This window comes from Bradyrhizobium sp. URHC0002 (assembly GCF_054059515.1).
Window position 1 is genome coordinate 1,071,972 of the sequence record NZ_JBSSCF010000001.1, and the last position, 18,310, is coordinate 1,090,281.

At 64.9% G+C, this 18,310-nt stretch carries 12 protein-coding genes; 8 read left to right on the forward strand and 4 right to left on the reverse strand.

Features of this window, described 5'->3' with window-relative positions; all coding sequences use genetic code 11:
* The first annotated feature begins 217 nt into the window (after nucleotides 1-217).
* The 3 genes from dnaN to ACVWVY_RS05165 all read left to right on the forward strand — a co-directional run bounded on the left by dnaN (nucleotide 218) and on the right by ACVWVY_RS05165 (nucleotide 5,007).
* Nucleotides 218-1,336: a DNA polymerase III subunit beta gene (gene dnaN, locus ACVWVY_RS05155; RefSeq protein WP_334391842.1), complete on the forward strand. Its 1,119-nt coding sequence runs from the start codon at nucleotides 218-220 to the stop codon at nucleotides 1,334-1,336.
* A 220-nt stretch (nucleotides 1,337-1,556) separates the two neighbouring features.
* Nucleotides 1,557-2,696 carry a DNA replication/repair protein RecF gene (recF, locus tag ACVWVY_RS05160; protein WP_456625363.1) on the forward strand — a complete coding sequence of 380 codons (1,140 nt, stop codon included), beginning with the start codon at nucleotides 1,557-1,559 and terminating at the stop codon, nucleotides 2,694-2,696.
* A gap of 133 nt (nucleotides 2,697-2,829) precedes the next feature.
* Nucleotides 2,830-5,007: a hypothetical protein gene (locus ACVWVY_RS05165; RefSeq protein WP_456625364.1), complete on the forward strand. Its 2,178-nt coding sequence runs from the start codon at nucleotides 2,830-2,832 to the stop codon at nucleotides 5,005-5,007.
* Nucleotides 5,008-5,015: 8 nt separating this feature from the next.
* Here the strand turns inward: ACVWVY_RS05165 and ACVWVY_RS05170 are convergent, their stop codons facing one another.
* Nucleotides 5,016-6,902: an acyltransferase family protein gene (locus ACVWVY_RS05170; RefSeq protein WP_456625365.1), complete on the reverse strand. Its 1,887-nt coding sequence runs from the start codon at nucleotides 6,900-6,902 to the stop codon at nucleotides 5,016-5,018.
* A gap of 312 nt (nucleotides 6,903-7,214) precedes the next feature.
* On the opposite strand from ACVWVY_RS05170, the gene gyrB reads away from it, so the two are divergent.
* From gyrB to ACVWVY_RS05190, 4 genes are read left to right on the forward strand one after another with little or no spacing between them, the layout of a single operon-like run.
* Nucleotides 7,215-9,650 carry a DNA topoisomerase (ATP-hydrolyzing) subunit B gene (gene gyrB / locus ACVWVY_RS05175; protein WP_456625366.1) on the forward strand — a complete coding sequence of 812 codons (2,436 nt, stop codon included), beginning with the start codon at nucleotides 7,215-7,217 and terminating at the stop codon, nucleotides 9,648-9,650.
* A gap of 14 nt (nucleotides 9,651-9,664) precedes the next feature.
* The gene (gene murA / locus ACVWVY_RS05180; protein ID WP_456625367.1) at nucleotides 9,665-10,960 is read left to right on the forward strand and encodes a UDP-N-acetylglucosamine 1-carboxyvinyltransferase; all 1,296 of its coding nucleotides are present in this window, start codon (nucleotides 9,665-9,667) and stop codon (nucleotides 10,958-10,960) included.
* 55 nt (nucleotides 10,961-11,015) lie between these two features.
* Nucleotides 11,016-12,422, forward strand: a complete 1,407-nt coding sequence (locus tag ACVWVY_RS05185; RefSeq protein WP_456625368.1) for an MATE family efflux transporter — start codon at nucleotides 11,016-11,018, stop codon at nucleotides 12,420-12,422.
* Nucleotides 12,419-12,892 (forward strand): DUF2867 domain-containing protein, encoded by a 474-nt coding sequence (locus ACVWVY_RS05190; protein WP_456625369.1) that lies wholly within the window; start codon nucleotides 12,419-12,421, stop codon nucleotides 12,890-12,892. The genes ACVWVY_RS05185 and ACVWVY_RS05190 overlap by 4 nt, the downstream gene beginning before the upstream one ends.
* A gap of 80 nt (nucleotides 12,893-12,972) precedes the next feature.
* Here ACVWVY_RS05190 and ACVWVY_RS05195 read toward each other — a convergent pair whose 3' ends face one another.
* Nucleotides 12,973-14,088: an FUSC family protein gene (locus tag ACVWVY_RS05195; protein ID WP_456632108.1), complete on the reverse strand. Its 1,116-nt coding sequence runs from the start codon at nucleotides 14,086-14,088 to the stop codon at nucleotides 12,973-12,975.
* A 136-nt stretch (nucleotides 14,089-14,224) separates the two neighbouring features.
* Between ACVWVY_RS05195 and ACVWVY_RS05200 the strand changes: the two genes are divergently transcribed.
* Entirely contained in the window at nucleotides 14,225-15,595 is a 1,371-nt protein-coding gene (locus ACVWVY_RS05200; RefSeq protein ID WP_456625370.1) for an MmgE/PrpD family protein, read from the forward strand.
* A gap of 64 nt (nucleotides 15,596-15,659) precedes the next feature.
* On the opposite strand, the gene ACVWVY_RS05205 is transcribed toward ACVWVY_RS05200, so the two are convergent.
* The gene (locus ACVWVY_RS05205) at nucleotides 15,660-17,090 is read right to left on the reverse strand and encodes a serine hydrolase domain-containing protein (RefSeq protein ID WP_456625371.1); all 1,431 of its coding nucleotides are present in this window, start codon (nucleotides 17,088-17,090) and stop codon (nucleotides 15,660-15,662) included.
* A 149-nt stretch (nucleotides 17,091-17,239) separates the two neighbouring features.
* Nucleotides 17,240-18,301 carry a helix-turn-helix domain-containing protein gene (locus ACVWVY_RS05210; RefSeq protein WP_456625372.1) on the reverse strand — a complete coding sequence of 354 codons (1,062 nt, stop codon included), beginning with the start codon at nucleotides 18,299-18,301 and terminating at the stop codon, nucleotides 17,240-17,242.
* Between the last annotated feature and the right edge of the window lie 9 nt (nucleotides 18,302-18,310).

An 18,310-nucleotide genomic window follows, 5' to 3' on the forward strand; every position in this document is an offset into this window, starting at 1 on the left:
GATCCCAGGGGCGGGAGAATTTTTTTCTGACGCCATTTTTCGCCGCAAAAGTGGGGAACGGGGTCCCGCCTCCCTTGCACCGGCGGCCCATCCGCGCCACCTTGCGGTCCCCCCGGGGGTTTGATCAAATCCGATCCTGATCCGGCTTTTCGGGTTTCCAATGCCGCGGCGCTGCCTTACGGGCCGCCCGGCTTTTCCATCTCTGGCGGGTAATGCAATGAAGGTCACCGTCGAACGCGCGCAACTGCTGAAATCGCTGGGCCACGTCCATCGTGTGGTCGAGCGGCGCAACACCATCCCGATCCTCGGCAACGTGCTGGTCCGCGCCGAAAACGCCCGGCTGTCGCTGAAGGCGACCGACCTCGACCTGGAGGTGACCGAAACGCTGGCGGCGGAAACCGCGACCGGCGGCTCCACCACCGTGCCGGCGCATATGTTCTACGACATCGTCCGCAAATTGCCCGATGGCGCGCAGATCGTGCTGGAAGCCGACGGCGACCGTGCGGTGCTGGCGATCCGCGCCGGCCGCTCGCGCTTCACGCTGCAGACCCTGCCCGAAAGCGACTTCCCGGATCTTGCCGCCGGCGACATGACGCATTCGTTTTCGCTGGCCGCGGCCGACGTCAAGCGCCTGATCGACCGCACGCAGTTTGCGATCTCGACCGAAGAGACCCGCTATTACCTCAACGGCATCTATCTGCACACGGCCGGCAGCGCCAAGGCGGCGACACTTCGGGGCGTGGCAACCGACGGCCATCGGTTGGCGCAGATCGATCTGGCGCTGCCCTCCGGCGCGACCGGGATGCCCGGCGTGATCGTGCCGCGCAAGACGGTCGGCGAGGTACAGCGGCTGATCGAGGACAACGAAGCCGAAGTCAAAATCGAACTGTCGCAAGGCAAGATCCGCTTCACCCTCGGCAACGTCGTGCTGACTTCGAAACTGATCGACGGCACCTTCCCGGATTACGGCCGCGTCATTCCGCAGAACAACGACAAGGAACTGATCGTCGACAAGAAGGATTTCGAGGCCGCGGTAGACCGCGTCTCGACCATTTCCAGCGAGCGCGGGCGCGCGGTGAAACTCGCGCTGTCCCCCGGCAAGCTGGTGCTGTCGGTGACGAATCCGGATTCCGGCAGCGCCACTGAAGAACTGGAAGTCGAATACGCCTCCGACGCACTCGATATCGGGTTCAACTCGCGCTATCTGCTCGACATCGCCGCCCAGATCGAAGGCGAAGTCGCCGTGCTGCGCCTCGCCGATCCCGGCTCGCCGACGCTGGTGCAGGACAAGGACAACAAGGGCGCGCTCTACGTGCTGATGCCGATGCGGGTGTGACGGCCTCGTGCGACACGGACGCCGATCTCCCCTCTCCCCTTGTGGAAGAGGGTGGCGCCCGACAAGAATGCGGCTGTCATACCCGCGAAAGCGGGTATCCAGTAATCGCCGGCGCCATTAAAAATTCGAGCAGCTCGGCGTACTAGATCATCCGCCTTCGCGGATGATGACAGCAGAGGCTGCCGCCACTTTTCCGACTCCTCGGCAATGACAGCATGGCATGACCCCCTCCCGCATCCAACGCCTCTCCCTCACGCACTTCCGCAATTACCGCGCGGCGAGCGTGCAGGCGCGGGGGGATGTCGTGGTGCTGGTGGGGCCGAACGGCGCCGGCAAGACCAATTGCCTGGAGGCGATCTCGTTTCTGTCGCCGGGACGCGGCCTGCGGCGCGCGACGCTGGAGGATGTCGCCGACAACCAGGGCGACGGCTCCTGGGCGGTATCGGCCGAGGTCGGGGGTGCGTTGGGGCTTGCCACGCTCGGCACCGGCATCGATGCGCCCGCCGCAGAGGCAGCGTCGACCAGCCGGCGCTGCCGGATCGACCGCGAGCCCGTGAGCTCGGCAACCGCCTTCGGCGATCACTTGCGGATGGTGTGGCTGACACCCGCCATGGACGGGCTGTTTCTCGGCGCGGCGTCCGAACGGCGGCGCTTCTTCGACCGACTGGTGCTGGCGATCGACAGCGAACATTCCAGCCGCGTCTCGGCGCTGGAGCGCTCGTTGCGCTCGCGCAATCGCCTGCTCGAAGTGCGCAACTATGACGACCATTGGTGCGACGCGATCGAGCGCGAAACCGCCGAACTTGCGGTAGCGGTCGCCGCCACCCGCGGCCAGACGGTGACACGACTGGCGGCCATGCTGCGCGAACGCGGGGCGGCTTCGGCGTTCCCGTCCGCACAGATCATGCTCGACGGCTGGATGGAAAACGCGCTGGTGAACGAGTCCGCGACCGCTGTCGAGGATCGCTATCGCGAGATCCTGCGCGCCAGCCGCGCCCGCGACGCCGCCGCCGGGCGCACGCTGGATGGTCCCCATCTGACCGATCTGCAGGTGGTTTACGCGCCCAAAAACATGCCGGCGCGCGACGCCTCCACCGGCGAGCAAAAGGCGCTTCTGATCGGGCTGGTGCTGGCCCATGCCACGCTGGTTGCCGAAATGACCGGCATTGTGCCGCTGCTGCTGCTCGACGAGGTCGTCGCCCACCTCGATCCCAACAGGCGCAAGGCGCTGTTCGATGAACTCGCCAAGCTTGGCGCGCAGGTCTGGATGACCGGGGCCGATCCTGCCGCCTTCGTCGACATTGGCGCCGCGGGCGAGATTTTCGACGTGGAAGCCGGTCAGGTGAGCCGCCGCGGCTGAATCCTGCGAACCAGCCTCGCTTGAACCAAACCCAGTACCGGCACGACTAGCTTTCGGAAGCGGCGTTAAAACGTCGGAGCCCTCGCGGCCGTGCGGCCGAAAATGGCGAACCAATCGAATACCGGAGATGAAAATGCCCAGGACCAAGCGCGGGATCATCGCGGCCCGAAAACAGCTGCTGCCGCTGATTTTCCTGATCGGCGCCAGCATGCCGCTGGCAGCCAAAGCCGACAGCGGCATCGTCGACGTCCGCACGCTGCCGCGTCTGGAAGGCGCCGTGGAAGACACCTCGCGCACCCAGTCCCATAGCCTGAGCTACGGCGTTGGCACCGTCGTCGCGATCACGACCGAAGCCACCAGGAAGCTGCTCGCCGCCGACGGCTGGGTGCAATTTTTGCGGCCGCTGGACGAGAAGAGCACCATTCTGACTTTCAAGAAGGCCCAGCAAGGGCTCAGCATACACTTCACCCAAGGCCTCGGCCGCCCCGACCAATCGGTTGTGTACTACAGCGCCGACCGCATCACCTCGAACGTACCGTTCCCGCCTGAGGCGACCGGCATCGTGTTCGACCAGCACCGGCCCTATCTCGGCTGCATCGCACCTGCCGCCTTCGACACAACGCTCGACTTCTTCCGCAAGGAGATGGCCGCGATCGGCTGGAAACCGCTCTCCGCCGCCGATGCCACGGCGCGTTGGCCCAACGCGGAGCTTGGCGAGACGATCCAGAACGGCATCCGCGCCTATTACAGCCATGACGATGGCGAGGGTTTCTACCGGCAGCGACCGATCATGCTGACGCTGCTACGTCGCGACGACGGCAGAACCGGCGTGGAAATCCAGGTCGCGCCGTTCGCGCTGCCGCCAACGCTGGAGGCTGATTCCGAGATGGCCGGCCTGCCGCGACCAAAACCGACCAAGACCGCGAAGAGTTTGGGCGGCTCCGACTCTGTCCGCCGACAGATGGAGGTCGCCGTTATCGCCGAGCTTCCCGCAACGCTTGCCTTCTATCGCCGCGAACTCGCAAGCCGCAACTGGATCGAAGAGACGAAGGGCGCCGTCGTCACGCCGGATAACGTCACGCTGAATTTCTCCTCCGCCGAGCAGACCGCAACGCTGACGCTCGGACGCAAATACGATCTGACCGTTGTCAGCCTCGCCACGCAAGTGAAGGAAGCGGCGCTGGCCGCGCGCGCCAGGGCGAAAAAGGAGGCCGACGACAAGTTCATGAGCGATGCCGCAGCGATGGCCAAGCAGGTGATCGCCGCCGACGAGGCGCGGCGGGTTGCGCAGGCCGCCAATCTCTCGGATGCGCCGCTGCGCGCGCTGGCCGACAGCGCAACCCCGGTGCCGTTGCCGGAGAACGCGGAAAACGTGGAATTCGACGGCGCCGACGGCAGGCTTGGATTCGATTCCGCCTCCAGCGTGAAGGCGATCGCCGCATTCTATCGTGGCGCGCTGAAGTCGCAGGGCTGGAAGGAGCGCCCCTCGGTCATCAATCAGGCCAACATGGTCGTGATGGACTTTTCCAAAGGCGGCAAGGCGTTCTCGCTCACCGCCATGCAGATGGGCCCCAAGGTCAAGGTCAGCGCCGATGGTGCCGGCCTGGTGATGGCGAACCAAAAAGTGGCCGCCAAGGCCGACGGATCGGGCGCTTCGGCCTCCAATGAACCCGCCAAGGCTGCCGACGAGGTTCTCGAAGCCGAACCCGATTCGCCGTTGCCGGTGCCGAGCAAGCGCACCATGCGCGCGATCGGAACCGGAAAGATGCCCGGCAGCGACGCACCATTCCGCAGGGAGCTCGAGGCCAGCGTTCCCGCCACGCTCAATTCGGTGCTGGTCTTCTACCGCAGCGAACTCGGCAAACGCGGCTGGCAGGAGACGGCGGAAGGCGCCATCGTGAAACCTGACCAGGTGCAGTTGGCGTTCACCTCGCCCGACGGACCGGCGACGCTGAAACTCAGCCGCAGCAAGGACGAGACCTCGATCAATCTCGCCCAGAAATATCCGGCCGCAGCCGCCAAGGCCGACGTGGTACCGAAGCCCGGCCAGTCCAAGCTGCTGTTCGGCAATGTCGGCAAGAGCGACGCCACGGTTTCAATCAACAAGCAGACGATCAAGATCGCGGCCGGCGCCGGCGGACCGCAATCGCTAAGACCTCCGATGATCGATCTGCCGCCGGGCAAATATCAGTATGCGCTGAAGATCGCGGGCGGCCCCGCGCGCAACAACCAGATCGAGATCGGCGCCGGCGATACCTGGGGCGTGATGATCGGGCCCATGGGCGACGTGCTGCCGTTGCAGATGTATTGATACAGTCCTCAACGCGCCTTGGGTACAGGCGCCGCGCCGGCGAGCAGGCGGTCGATGATGGATGCGATCAGAAACACCGATCCCTTTTCAGTGATGTGGACCTGATCGCTGACAGTGATGTCCGCTGCCGCATCGCCGATGCGGGTCAGACAACCCTGCGCGTTGCAAAAGACGTCCGACGCAGAGATGAATTCCGCACCGAGCGGCTCGAGCCTGGCGCGCATGACCGCGTCGTAGGCCGACGATTGTGCGGCAGCGGGCGAACGCTGCGGGATCAGCGTGCGATGGAGGATGAAATACCTCAGCACCTCGGACGGGAGCCCGCGTCTCCACGCCGGCACCCCTCCGAGAACAACGACGTGCGCATTCGTCTCCTTCTTCAGCGCGACCACCGACTCAGCCACATTGTCGAGATGTTTTTCCCAGGTCCCGTGGAGCAAGACGATATCCGGCTTGATCTGCCGGATGAGCGAAAAGACCTTGTCATTCATCGCGCGGCAGCCGGGCGTGCTCACAATGTCGGCGTTCAGCGCCGGAATGCAGGAACTGGAGGTCAGCTGCGCAATGCCGAAATTTCGCGTCTCCTGCGCCTTGCGCAGACCGGGCAGCAGGGCCCCGGCAGTCGAATCGCCCCAAATCAGAACCAGCGGGCGCCGATCGCGCTCGACGCAAGTGTCGGCAAAATTTGTTTCCTTGCTCAGGTCGAGCAGGCATTCATGAACCCGCCACTTGAAGCTCTCGGTCGGCACGCTGGCCATGGCACGGATTTCCGGCGGCAGCCGGAAGTCGAAGCCGCGCCCCGAAATGACGGCAAACCCTGCGACCGCGACCATCGCCATGCCGGCCCCGAGGCTGAGCATCTTGCGTCGGGTCGGGACGCCGAAGCGGAACGGTATTTCGACAAATCGATAGGTCGCCCAGGCCAAGAGCCCGCTCGCGAGCAATATCAATTGGCGCTCCAGCAGCGTCAGCGGACCGAATTTGATAATCCCTGCGAATACCAATAGCGGCCAGTGCCAGAGATAGAGCGGATAACTGATCAGCCCGATCCACACCATGGGCGGGCTTGCCAGCACCACCCGGTTCACCCATGCCGACGGCGCGGACAGTAGAAGCGCGCTACCGGCGACCGGCAATACCGCCCACCAGCCCGGAAAGGCGCGCTGGCTGTCGAGAATGACGGCCGCCGCGGCAATCAGCGCCACACCGATCCAGGCGCGCCGGCTGCTCGCCGCGCTGGACTGATTGATGTTGATCCAGCCGCAGGCCAGCACCGCACCGGTCAGCAATTCGAACGCGCGCGTGAACGGCAGATAGAAAGTCGCGATCGGATTTGAGCCGATCAATGCCACGTTGAGCAGGAACGAGGCGATGCCGAGCATCGCAGCCATTGCGATAATGCTCATTCGCTGTCGGGCTGCGAGCATCAGGAGCAGCGGCCAGACCAGATAGAACTGTTCCTCGATGCCGAGCGACCACAGATGCAGCAGCGGCTTCTTGGCGGATTCGACGTCGAAATAGCCGGACTGCAGCCACAGCGCGATATTGGCCAAAAACGCCGCGCTGGCGAAACTGTCGCTGCCGAGCTGTGCAAAGGCCTGCGGCAGCATCCAGAACCAGCCCAGCGCCAATGTCGCGCAGAGCACCACGATCAGCGCCGGGAAGATGCGCCGGATCCGACGGTTGTAGAACTCGACCAGGCTGAAACGACCGAGTTCCAGTTCGCGCGTAATGAGGCCCGTGATCAGGAAGCCCGAAATCACGAAGAAAACATCGACGCCGATGAAGCCGCCCGGCATGGCATCCGGGAATGCGTGGAAATTCAGCACCAGCATCACGGCGATGGCCCGCAGGCCGTCGACATCGGGCCGATATTTTGGGGAAGGCGAGGACAATGGAGACACTGGCTCGGGATCGCTGTGAACGGCGGACAACGACTACAGGTGCCGCGCCGTCTCTCTCTAGCAGGTCCGCGGCGGCAGCCAAAAATCCGACGGCTGGGACCACAGAATCAGCCCCGAATCGCGCTTTTCGAAGCCTCCAGAATCGCCCCTCGGAGACCTTGAAAAAGGGTAAAAAATCGCCATTTATTCAATAACTTGCGGACTGAGATATTGCGCTAGGCGCAATGCCTCTTTCATGGCACAAATAGATCAATCAGCGCCTCATATTGCGCAGCTGATTCGGGACACTCTCGAAGGCCTCACATGACAGAACCTGCCCGGCAGCAACCTGCCGATACTGAGCATCCAATTCCGGTCGAATATGGCGCGGAATCGATCCGGGTGCTGAAGGGGCTCGACGCCGTGCGCAAGCGGCCGGGCATGTATATCGGCGACACCGATGACGGTTCCGGCCTCCACCACATGGTCTACGAGGTCGTCGACAACGCCATCGACGAGGCGCTCGCGGGCCACGCTACAGCCGTGGAAGTCATCCTCAATGCCGATGGCTCGGTGACGGTGCGCGACGACGGCCGCGGCATTCCGGTCGACATTCACAAGGGCGAAGGCATCTCCGCGGCCGAGGTCATCATGACCCAGCTCCACGCCGGCGGAAAGTTCGACCAGAACTCCTACAAGGTTTCCGGCGGCCTTCATGGCGTCGGCGTCTCCGTCGTCAACGCGCTGTCCAGCAGGCTGCAGCTTCGTGTCTGGCGCGACGGCAAGGAGCACTACATCGAATTCGCCCATGGCGATGCGGTCGCCCCGCTCGAGATCGTCGGCGACGCCAACGGCAAGCGCGGCACCGAGGTGACGTTCTTCGCCTCGCCTGAAACCTTCAGCAATGTCGAGTATGATTTCGCCACGCTCGAGCATCGCCTGCGCGAACTCGCGTTCCTCAATTCCGGCGTCAACATCCAGCTGTCCGACATGCGCCACGCGGTCGAAAAGCGCGAGGTGATGCAATATGCCGGCGGCGTCGAGGAATTCGTCAAATATCTCGATCGCAACAAGAAGGCGATCGTGCCCGCCCCGATCATGGTACGGGCGGAATTGAACGATATCGGCGTCGAAGCCGCCTTGTGGTGGAACGACAGCTACCATGAGAATGTGCTGTGCTTCACCAACAACATCCCACAGCGTGACGGCGGCACCCATCTTGCCGGCTTCCGCGGCGCGCTGACGCGCCAGGTCAACGGCTATGCCGAGGGCAACGCGAAAAAGGAAAAGATCGCGCTGACCGGCGACGATTGCCGCGAAGGTCTCACTGCCGTGCTGTCGGTGAAAGTGCCCGACCCTAAATTCTCCTCGCAGACCAAAGACAAGCTGGTGTCCTCGGAAGTGCGCCCGGTGGTCGAGAACGTCCTCAACGAGGCGCTGGCGGCCTGGTTCGAGGAGCATCCGAGCGAAGCCAAGGTCATCGTCGGCAAGGTGATCCAGGCGGCCGCCGCCCGCGAAGCCGCGCGCAAGGCGCGCGAGCTGACCCGCAAGAGCCCGCTCAGCATTTCCTCGCTGCCCGGCAAGCTCGCCGACTGCCAGGAGAAAGACCCGGCCAAGTCGGAATTGTTCATCGTCGAGGGTGACTCGGCAGGCGGCAGCGCCAAGCAGGGCCGCAACCGTGAATTCCAGGCGGTGTTGCCGCTGCGCGGCAAGATCCTCAATGTCGAGCGCGTCCGCACCGACAAGATGCTGTCAAGCGAGCAGATCGGCACGCTGATCACCGCGCTCGGCACCGGGATCAGCGACGACTTCTCGGCCGACAAGCTGCGCTACCACAAGATCATCGTGATGACGGACGCCGACGTCGACGGCGCCCATATCCGCACGCTGCTGTTGACCTTCTTCTACCGGCAGATGCGCGAATTGATCGACCGCGGCCACCTCTATATCGCGCAGCCGCCGCTCTACAAGGTGACGCGCGGCAAGTCCGAACAGTATCTGAAGGACGAGCGCGCGCTGGAAGATTATTTGATCTCAACCGGCCTCGACGACTGCGTCTTCAAGCCGGCGGCGGGATCGGATCGCGCCGGCCGCGACCTGCTGTCGCTGGTGGAAGACGCGCGCATCATTCGCGGCATCCTGAACAATCTGCACAGCCGCTATAACCGCAAGGTAGTCGAGCAGGCGGCGATCGCCGGCGTCCTGAGCCCGAAGATCACCGGCGATATCGCCACCGCCAATGCCGCCGCCGACTACATCGCCAAGCGGCTCGATGCGCTGGCCGACGAGGTCGAGCGCGGCTGGGTCGGCCGTTTTGCCGAAGGCGAAGGCTTCGCCTTCGAGCGCACCATCCGCGGCGTCAAGGACGTCGCCATCATCGACGACGCCCTGCTCGGCTCCGCCGACGCCCGCAAGCTCGACGACTACGCGGCCAGGCTTCAGGAGGCCTACCCGAAGCCCGGCCTGTTGCGCCGCAAGGATGCGGAGACCGCGATCCACGGGCCGGTCAGCCTGTTCGAGGCGGTAACCGACGCCGGCCGCAAGGGCGTGGCGTTGCAGCGCTACAAAGGCCTCGGCGAAATGAACCCCGGCCAGCTCTGGGAAACCACGCTCGACGCCAACGAACGCTCGCTGCTGCAGGTGAAGATCAAGGAGGTCGACGAGGCGGACGACATCTTCACCAAGCTGATGGGTGACGTGGTCGAGCCGCGCCGTGAATTCATCCAGGATAATTCGCTCAGCGCCAACGTCGACGTGTGAGGCATCGAGTACCCGTGTCGCCCATTCAATACATCGTTGAAGGCGGCCACCGGCTCGCGGGAACGATCGAGCCGTCCGGCAACAAGAATTCCGCGCTGCCGATCATCGCCGCCGCCCTGCTCACCGAGCATCCGGTCACGCTGGAAAACGTGCCGCGGATCCGCGACACCGAGACGCTGGTCGAACTGATCCGCTCGGTCGGCGCCTCGGCCGAATGGACAGCACGCAACACGCTTGCGATCCACGCCAAGGACATCAGCGCCGCCGATCTCGACCCCGAACTCTGCGCGCGGATCCGCGCCTCGATCCTGCTGGCCGGGCCGCTGCTGGCCCGTTGCGGCGAGGTGGCGCTGCCGCCGCCCGGCGGCGACGTCATCGGCAGGCGGCGTCTGGACACGCATTTCCTCGCCTTCGAGCAGTTGGGCGCCACCGTCACCGCGACGCACCGGCTGGAATTCCGCGCGACCAAATTGAGGGGCGCCGACGTATTCCTCGACGAGCCGAGCGTCACAGCCACCGAGAATGCGCTGGTCGCAGCCGTCGCCGCCCACGGCACCACTTTTCTGCGCAACGCCGCCTCCGAGCCCCATGTGCAGGACCTCGCGCATTTCCTGGTCGCACTCGGCGCCAAGATCGAGGGCATCGGCACCAACACCATCATCGTGCACGGCCCGGCGACGCTTGGCGGCACCAGCTATTCGATCCAGCCCGACCATATCGAGGTCGGCTCCCTGATCGGGCTCGCCGCCGTGACGCGCTCGCCGCTGCGCATCGCGAAGGCCGGCGTCGAGCATCTGCGCTCGATCCGGATGGGATTTGAACGGCTCGGCATCGTTTGCGGCGTCGAGGGCGACGACCTCGTGGTGCCCTCCGGCCAGACCATGAAGATTCACGACGATTTCGGCGGCCATGTGCCGAAACTCGAGGACCAGCCCTGGCCGGCGTTCCCGGCCGACCTGATGTCGATTGCGATCGTCACCGCAACGCAATGCGACGGCGTCATCCTGATGTTCGAAAAAATGTTCGAGTCGCGGATGTTCTTCGTCGACAAGCTGATCTCGATGGGCGCCCGCATCGTGCTGTGCGATCCGCATCGCGCGATCGTGGCGGGCCCTAGCCGGCTGCGCGGCGCGCCGATGACCTCCCCCGACATCCGCGCCGGCATGGCCATGCTGCTGGCAGCGGTCGCCGCTGAAGGCACCTCCACCATCAACAACGCCGACCAGATCGAGCGCGGCTATGAGCGCATCGAGGAACGGCTCAATGCGCTGGGCGCCAGGATCACCCGCGTTCCGGCGCGAACCGGTTGATAGGCCGCAGCCGCGGCGTCACCTTTTCGACCCTCGGCCGTGTTAGACTGTTGCAATGACCTCGATCGAAAAAATTGAACGCGCATCCGTAGCGCCGCAAGCCTCTGCGGCCGTACCCGGCCGTCATCTCGCCATCGAACTCGCCGAGACGTTAAAACTCGCGGTGCCGATCGCGCTGACGCAGCTCGGGCAGATCGCGATGATGACGACCGACATCGCCATGATCGGGCGCCTCGGCGCCGAGGCCGTGGCTGCGGCGTCGCTGGCGCATACCGTGCTGTTCGTCAGCTTCACCTTCGGCATGGGCCTGGTGTCGGCGGTCGCGCCGCTGGCGGCGCAGGCTTTTGGCGCGCGCAAGCCGCATTTGATCCGCCGTTCGCTCCGCGTCGGCCTCTGGGCCGCGCTGTTGATCTCGCTGCCGCTGATGGCGCTGCGGTTCTGGGCCGAGCAGGTCCTGCTGATGCTGGGTCAGGCCCCCATGACCGCGCATCTGGCGCAGGAATATCTGGCCGGTCTGGTCTGGACCATCCTGCCTGCCCTGTGGTTCCTCGCGATCCGCGGCTTCATGAGCGCGATCAACCGCCCTGAACCGATCCTGTGGATCACGCTGGCCGCGATCCCCGCCAATGCGCTGCTGGTCTATCTCCTGCTGTATGGCGCGTTCGGCTTGCCCGAGCTTGGCCTGTTCGGCGCGGGGCTGGCGACCTCCATCGTCAATCTCGGCACGTTCCTGGCCGCCGTGTGGTTTGCCGCGTACCGCCGGCCGTTCCGGAAGTATCATGTGTTCGGCTTTTTCTGGCGCATCGACTGGAAACTGATGTGGCAACTCATCGTCATCGGTGCGCCGATCTCGCTCTCCTTCCTGCTTGAATACGGCCTGTTCGGCGCCGCTGGCCTTTTGATGGGCCTGATCAGCACCACCGCGCTGGCGGCGCACCAGATCGCGCTTCAGGTCGCGGCCATCCTGTTCATGGTGCCGTTCGGCATCGGCATGGCCGCGACCGTGCGCGTCGGCCACGCCATCGGCCGCGGCGACGCCGGCGCGGTCCGGCGCGCCGGCTACGTCGCCACCTGGCTCGGCATCGTTCTCGCCGCGGTCCTGACCGTCGCCGTGATCGTCAGCCGCTTTGGCATTGCGGAGATTTTCCTGGGCGAAAGCACCGACGCGACCGCCGAACTCTCTGCGACGCTGCTGCTGGTCGGATCGACCTTCTTCATCGCCGACGCCATCCAGACCGTCGCCGCCGGCTCGTTGCGCGGCATGAACGACACGCGAATACCACTGTTGTTCGCGATCCTCAGCTACTGGCTGATCGGTTTCGCGTGCGCCTGCTGGCTCGGCTTCTGGACATCGTCAGGCGCCGTCGGCGTCTGGATCGGGCTGTCGATCGGAACCGCCATCTATGCCGTCCTTCTGCTGCTACGCTTCCGCTCACTCGCAAACAGGCTCAAATTGCAATGAAAGTCCACGAGATCACCCCGCCTGCCGACACCGGTGCGCTGCTGGCCGGCGCGCAGTTCGCCGACACCTTCCGCGTTGAAGTCAGGGATCGCGATCTCGACGCGCGGCGTGCAGCAGAGCGCATGTTGGCGCGTCAGCCGCGGTGGGCCGAGGCGCTGTTGTCGTTGCGCAATCTGCTGGTAGCGCCGCTGGGGCTGAAAACGTCGGGTGCGGGCTTGGTCCCGCCCGAAGACATGATCGGAATATTTCCGGTCGTGAGCCAAACGCCGGAACGCCTCATCGCCGGCTTCAACGATCGCCATCTGGATTTTCGCGTCGTCGTCGACGTGACGGCGCCCGGCGGCGTCAGGCAGGTCACCGCGACGACGCTCGTGAAGACGCACAACTGGTTCGGCCGGACCTATCTCGCGATCATCGTGCCGTTTCACCGGCTGATCGTGCCGGCCCTGTTGCGCCAGGTGGCGGGCTGAGACGCGGGAAGGTCTGCTAGCACTATCCGGACCCACAGCGCGCGATACCGCGATCCCCGTTTTCTTGCCAACTGGGTCGACTAGCCCTTCGCACTGGCCGCCGTTGTAGCCGGCTTCTCGCACCAATCGGCATGGCAGCGATCGAGATCGTTCAGGTTCTGCCGCATCTGGTCCAGCGAAAATCCCAGCGCGAAGAACCGCTCCGCGACATCGACGGGCACGCCGCGGATCAAGCCCTCGCTCCGCAGCGCGGCGACTTCGGCGGCATACGCTTGCAACGCCGCATCGACGGGCCGAATATCCACGGCACCGCTGCCGCTTCGCAGGGATGCGGCCGCCGCGCGCATGTAGTCGACGATCGCGCTGCTGACATCGGACAGCGGCCGCGCCAGCCTTGCCTGCACATTGGCCGGCAGCGGCACGACGCTGGCACGACCGATCATCACGACATCGTGGCGCAGGCGCTGGAGGGTGCGCAGCAATGGACCGGTATCCGGTCCCGTGGAGAGGTGCGCCGCACGCTCGCGCTCGGCTTCCAGCCCGGTCGCATGGAGGTTGGTCAGCGCGGTGCCGAGCCCACTCTGGATGCGGTGCAGGGCGTCGTTGTCGAGCCCGCGTGTCAGGCCCGCGAGCAATTCGGCGAATGCCGCAGCCAGCAGTTCCAGAATCTGCGCCGCATTGACGCGGATCTGGCTGATCGCCCGCGACGGCAGCACCAGGAATGAGACCACCAGCCCGGTAAGCGCGCCGACGGTGACCTCGAAGAGCCGGTCGAGCGTAGAATCCAGCGGATTGGCGTGGTTCATCGCCGGAACCAGCAGCACGATCACGGCCGTCACCGTGGCGGCGCTCAGGCTGGGATTGATCGCGCCGATGAAAGCCATCGGCGCCACCGTCAGCACCAGCAGCGCCAGCAGTCCACCTTCCCCGGAATGTGGGATCAGCATCGCGATGGCGCCGCCATAGACCGCGCCGCCGATCGTGCCGAGCATGTAATCGCGGGTCGCCTTCAAGGAGCGGCCGACGCTCATCTGGGTGACGATGAGTGAAGTCAGCACCGCCCATAGCGGCAACATCAGATGCAGCGCTCTGGCGATCGCATAGGCCGCGACCGCGGCGACGGCGAGCCGGACCGCCAGCGACAATTGCGTTTTGCGGCCGCGGAACGATCCAAGCATGCGTTTTACGAAGGCCATCATGCGCCGCATTCCGGAATCTGTAGACCGCCCCTGTGCTAGACGGCGCCGAGCATAGCTGATGCCCGCGGCCGGAAGGCGGCTTGAAAGCCAAAATCAGCCCGCCTACCCTGCCCGGCAAATACGAGGAAACACGATGGCCAACGAAACCGCAACGCTCGCAGCCTATGTCGCCGACCTGAAATTTGCGGACATCCCGCCCGAGGTGCTGGAGCGCGCCAAGGTGCTGACGCTCGATTTCCTCGGCAGCGCGATCCGGGCGCGGCGCGATGCGGAGTCCACGGCGTCGCTGCTCGGGATGTTGGAGGCGCTGGCGCTCGACGGCAAGGGCGAATCCACCGTGTTCGGCGACAGCAAAACCTGGACGCCCGCGGTCGCCGCTCTGCTCAACGGCGCGCTCGGCCATTCGCTTGATTTCGACGACACGCATGCGGACTCCTCGCTGCATCCGAGCGCGCCCGTGGTGCCGGCGGCATTTGCGGTCGGCGAAATGGTCGGCGCGTCGGGGCGCGAAGTACTGACCGCGATCGTGGCCGGCTATGAGGTGTGCTGCCGGCTCGGCAACGCGCTCGATCCGACCTCGCATTATGCGCGCGGTTTTCATCCGACCGCGACGGCGGGAACTTATGGCGCAGCGGCAGCCGCCGGCAAATTGTTCGGCCTGTCGAAGGACCAGATCATATCTGCCTTCGGCGTGTCCGGCAGCCAGGCCGCCGGCTCGTTGCAGTTCCTGGTCAACGGCGCCTGGAACAAGCGCTATCAGGTCGGTGCCGCCGCGATGAACGGCGTCATCGCCGCCACGCTGGCGCGCAACGATTTTGTCGGTTCGAGCGAATCGGTCGAGGGCAAGCATGGCCTTCTGGTCGGCTACAGCGACGACGCGCATCCCGACAAGGCTGTCGCCGGACTCGGCAAGACCTATGAGACGCTCAAGATTGGCGTGAAGCCGTATCCGAGCTGCCGTTATACCCATGCGGCGCTGGATGCGCTGATCGCGATGCGGCGGGAGCACAATCTGACGCCGGACCAGATCAAGCGCGTCGAAATCGGTCTCCATCGCAACGGCATCACACTGACCGGCGACGCCGCCACCAAGCGCCATCCGACCTCGATCGTCGGTGGGCAGTTTTCGATGTTCTTCACCGGCGCGCTGGCGCTCGACCAGGGCAGCTTTGGTTGGGACGATTACGACCGGCTCGGCGATGCCGCTGTCAATGCGCTCGCCGACAAGTTCGACGTGGTGCAGGACGATCGCCTCGAGATCGGTCGCACGCATCCGTTTGGCGCGCGCGTTTCCATCACCACCGACGACGGCGTGCATGAGCGGCTCTATGCCGATCCCTCCGGGGAGCCGAACTCATTTCCAGACGCGCAGGCGATGCAGCAAAAATTCCTCACCCTCGCCCGCCCCGTGCTGAATGGCCGCGCTGACCAGCTCGCCGACGCGATCCTGTCGCTGGAGAGATTCGATCGCGTCGAGAAGGCCACGCAGTTGGGGCGGCAGTAAGAGCGCCGCATCGGCGCTGTCCCCCTCTTCCCTTGTGGGAGAGGGAGGGTTCGCCGAGTAATGTTCAATTCGCTCCCGCCAGCTTTCCCTTGGTGCCTGTCGCCGCAACCACGTCGCGCACCAACTCGAACACACCGTCAGCCTCCGGTGGCCAATTCGGCGAGCGGCCGAGCCGGACGATCACCAGCCGTTCGGACGGCACGATGATCACATATTGCCCGATCGTGCCCTTGGCGAAGAACGCATCGCGCGGCCAGCCGTGCTCGGTGCGGTAGGTCGCGCCAAAGCTGTCGCCGAGATTGGTCCAGAAACCCGCGCCCTGGCCGACCCAGGCGTTCGGCGTCGGCGTTGCCGAGTATTTTACCCATCCCTCCGGCAGGATGCGTTTTCCGCCGGCGAAGCCATCATTGAGATAGAGCTGGCCGAAACGCGCCCAGTCGCGCGCGCTTGCCAGCATCTGGCTCGACCCTTCCGCATTGCCCGACGCGTCGAACTCGATCGTCACGTTGCGCATGCCGAGCGGATCGAACAATTCCTGCCGCGCGAAGCGCATCATTTTGGATGCGCTGCCGCCAGAAGCCTGACGGATCACGTGACCGAGGATCACGGTGTTGCCGTCGTGATAATTCCATGCGGTGCCCGGCGCTGACTGCAGCGGCATGCTCTCCGCATAGGCGGCCATATCCGGCTCCATGAACTTCATGCGGTTGACCGGCTCCAGCGCGGACGCCAGCGACGCCTGCAACGAACTGCCGAGGGCAAGGCCAGCGGTGTGGCGGATCAGATGATCGAGCGTGATGGCGCGCCTTGGATCATCGGCGCCTTGCCACGCTGCGATCGGCGCCGGCTCGTGCAGCTTCAGCGCGCCCTTGCGCACGAGGACGCCGGCGAGCGCGGAGATCACCGATTTGGTGGCGGAGAATCCGAGCAGCGGCGTCTCGATGCCGACGCCGTCGGCATAACGCTCGGCAACGACACGCCCGTCCTTCATGACCACGATCGCCCGCGTATGGCGCGGCGTCGACTTGTCCGGCTCGGCAAAGGCGCGGTCGAGCGCCGCAGCCAGTTGTTGCGTTTGCGGCGCGACAATGGATGGACCAGCGATGTCAGGCAGCAGCGCCGCCTTCGCATCGGGCGCCGACCCCGAGATGTCGGCGACCGCCCCGCCGTGATCGAGATAGCACCCTAGGCCTTCGCCGCGGTAGACCGCGCGGCTCCGGCCCAGCCCGAACAGCGTCACCGTGACGTCCTTGCGCGCGCGGTCGACGCGATAATCGAGCGCCCAGGAGATCAGCCCGGTGCCGGGCATGGCCGAGGTGGTCTCGGCGAACACGCGCGCGGGGTCGAGGCCGGAGACGAAGGCCTCGGTGCAGACCACGTTGGCGACGAAGCCGGTCGCGACCTTTGGCACGTCGCGGGCGCGGGCAGCCGTTAGCGCGAGCGCGCTCAGCGCAGTGGTGCTGGCAAGGATGAGGATCAAATTTCGTCGTTTCACGGGGGGCCTCCGGCATGACGCATCAGCGCGTGCCGGGCATGATGGCGAGCGCATCGATCGCGGCTCGCCGGATTTGGAAATCGCCTTGGCCGAACCTGGAAGCGGCTCGCCGATTCCAAAATAATGACGTAATTACAATTACATAAAGATCAGGCCGCCGAGGCCTTGAGCCGTCGGTATTCGGTGGGCGTGACGCCCGTGGTGGCCTTGAACGCACGGTTGAAGGGCCCGAGCGACTGGAAGCCGGCATCCATCGCGATCGTAATCACGGGGACTTCGGCCTGGCTTGGGTCGGCGAGCGCGGCCTTGGCTTCGGCGATCCGGTGCTCGTTGAGGAACACATTGAAATTGCGGTAGCCGAGCCGCTGGTTGATCAGCCGCCGCAGCCGGTATTCGGGGATCCCAAGCTTGGTCGCCAGCGTGCCGATGGTGACGTTGTCGTGACGATAGATGCGCTCGTCGGCCATCAACCGCATCAGCGCGTCGATGAGTTTCCGGTCGGCGGCGCTGGATTCGACGATCGTTACATCGCTGACATCGGCCTGAATTTCAGGCGCGGCCGGGAACAGATCCGCGCCATCGACGCGCATCATCGCATAGCAGATCGCGGCCACCACACCGGCCAGAACGGCCAAATTCACCGTGTTGGCGATTTCAGCGCTGCCGCTGCCGGACATCGCGATCTGCAGCACCGCGTTCAGCCCGCCATAGAGGGCCGCGGCGCTGACGATAAACACACGAACGCTGCGGCGGCGTTCGACCAGATCGGACGACCAGGAGGCGACGGTCTGCGTAACGGCCAACGCAATGAAGCCAAGCGCAATCAGATTGATCGCGATGATGGACAGCCGTGCGCCGGATGCCGGCGCAAGCCACATGCAATTGACGAAACTGAAGACGGCGACCGCCACCCAAACCAGCGCATGCCACCAGCGCAGCTTGAACGTTTCATCGAACAGCGCCCGCGTGAACAGCCAGAACACCACGACATTGCCTGTCGATAGCGCGATCAGAGGCGCACGCGCTGGCGACACTGGAGGCGTTGCACCGATCGAATAGCTCACGGCATGCGCCGCCGCGCCCAAGGCGAAGGCGGCTGCGAGCCGTCCGGCAAGCACGGTTCCGAAACCACGAAACAGCGACGCCGCCAACACCAGCAGCAGCGCCACGGTGGCGCCGCGCAAGGCAATGTCGATGGTGGAAAGCATCATCCGATCGGG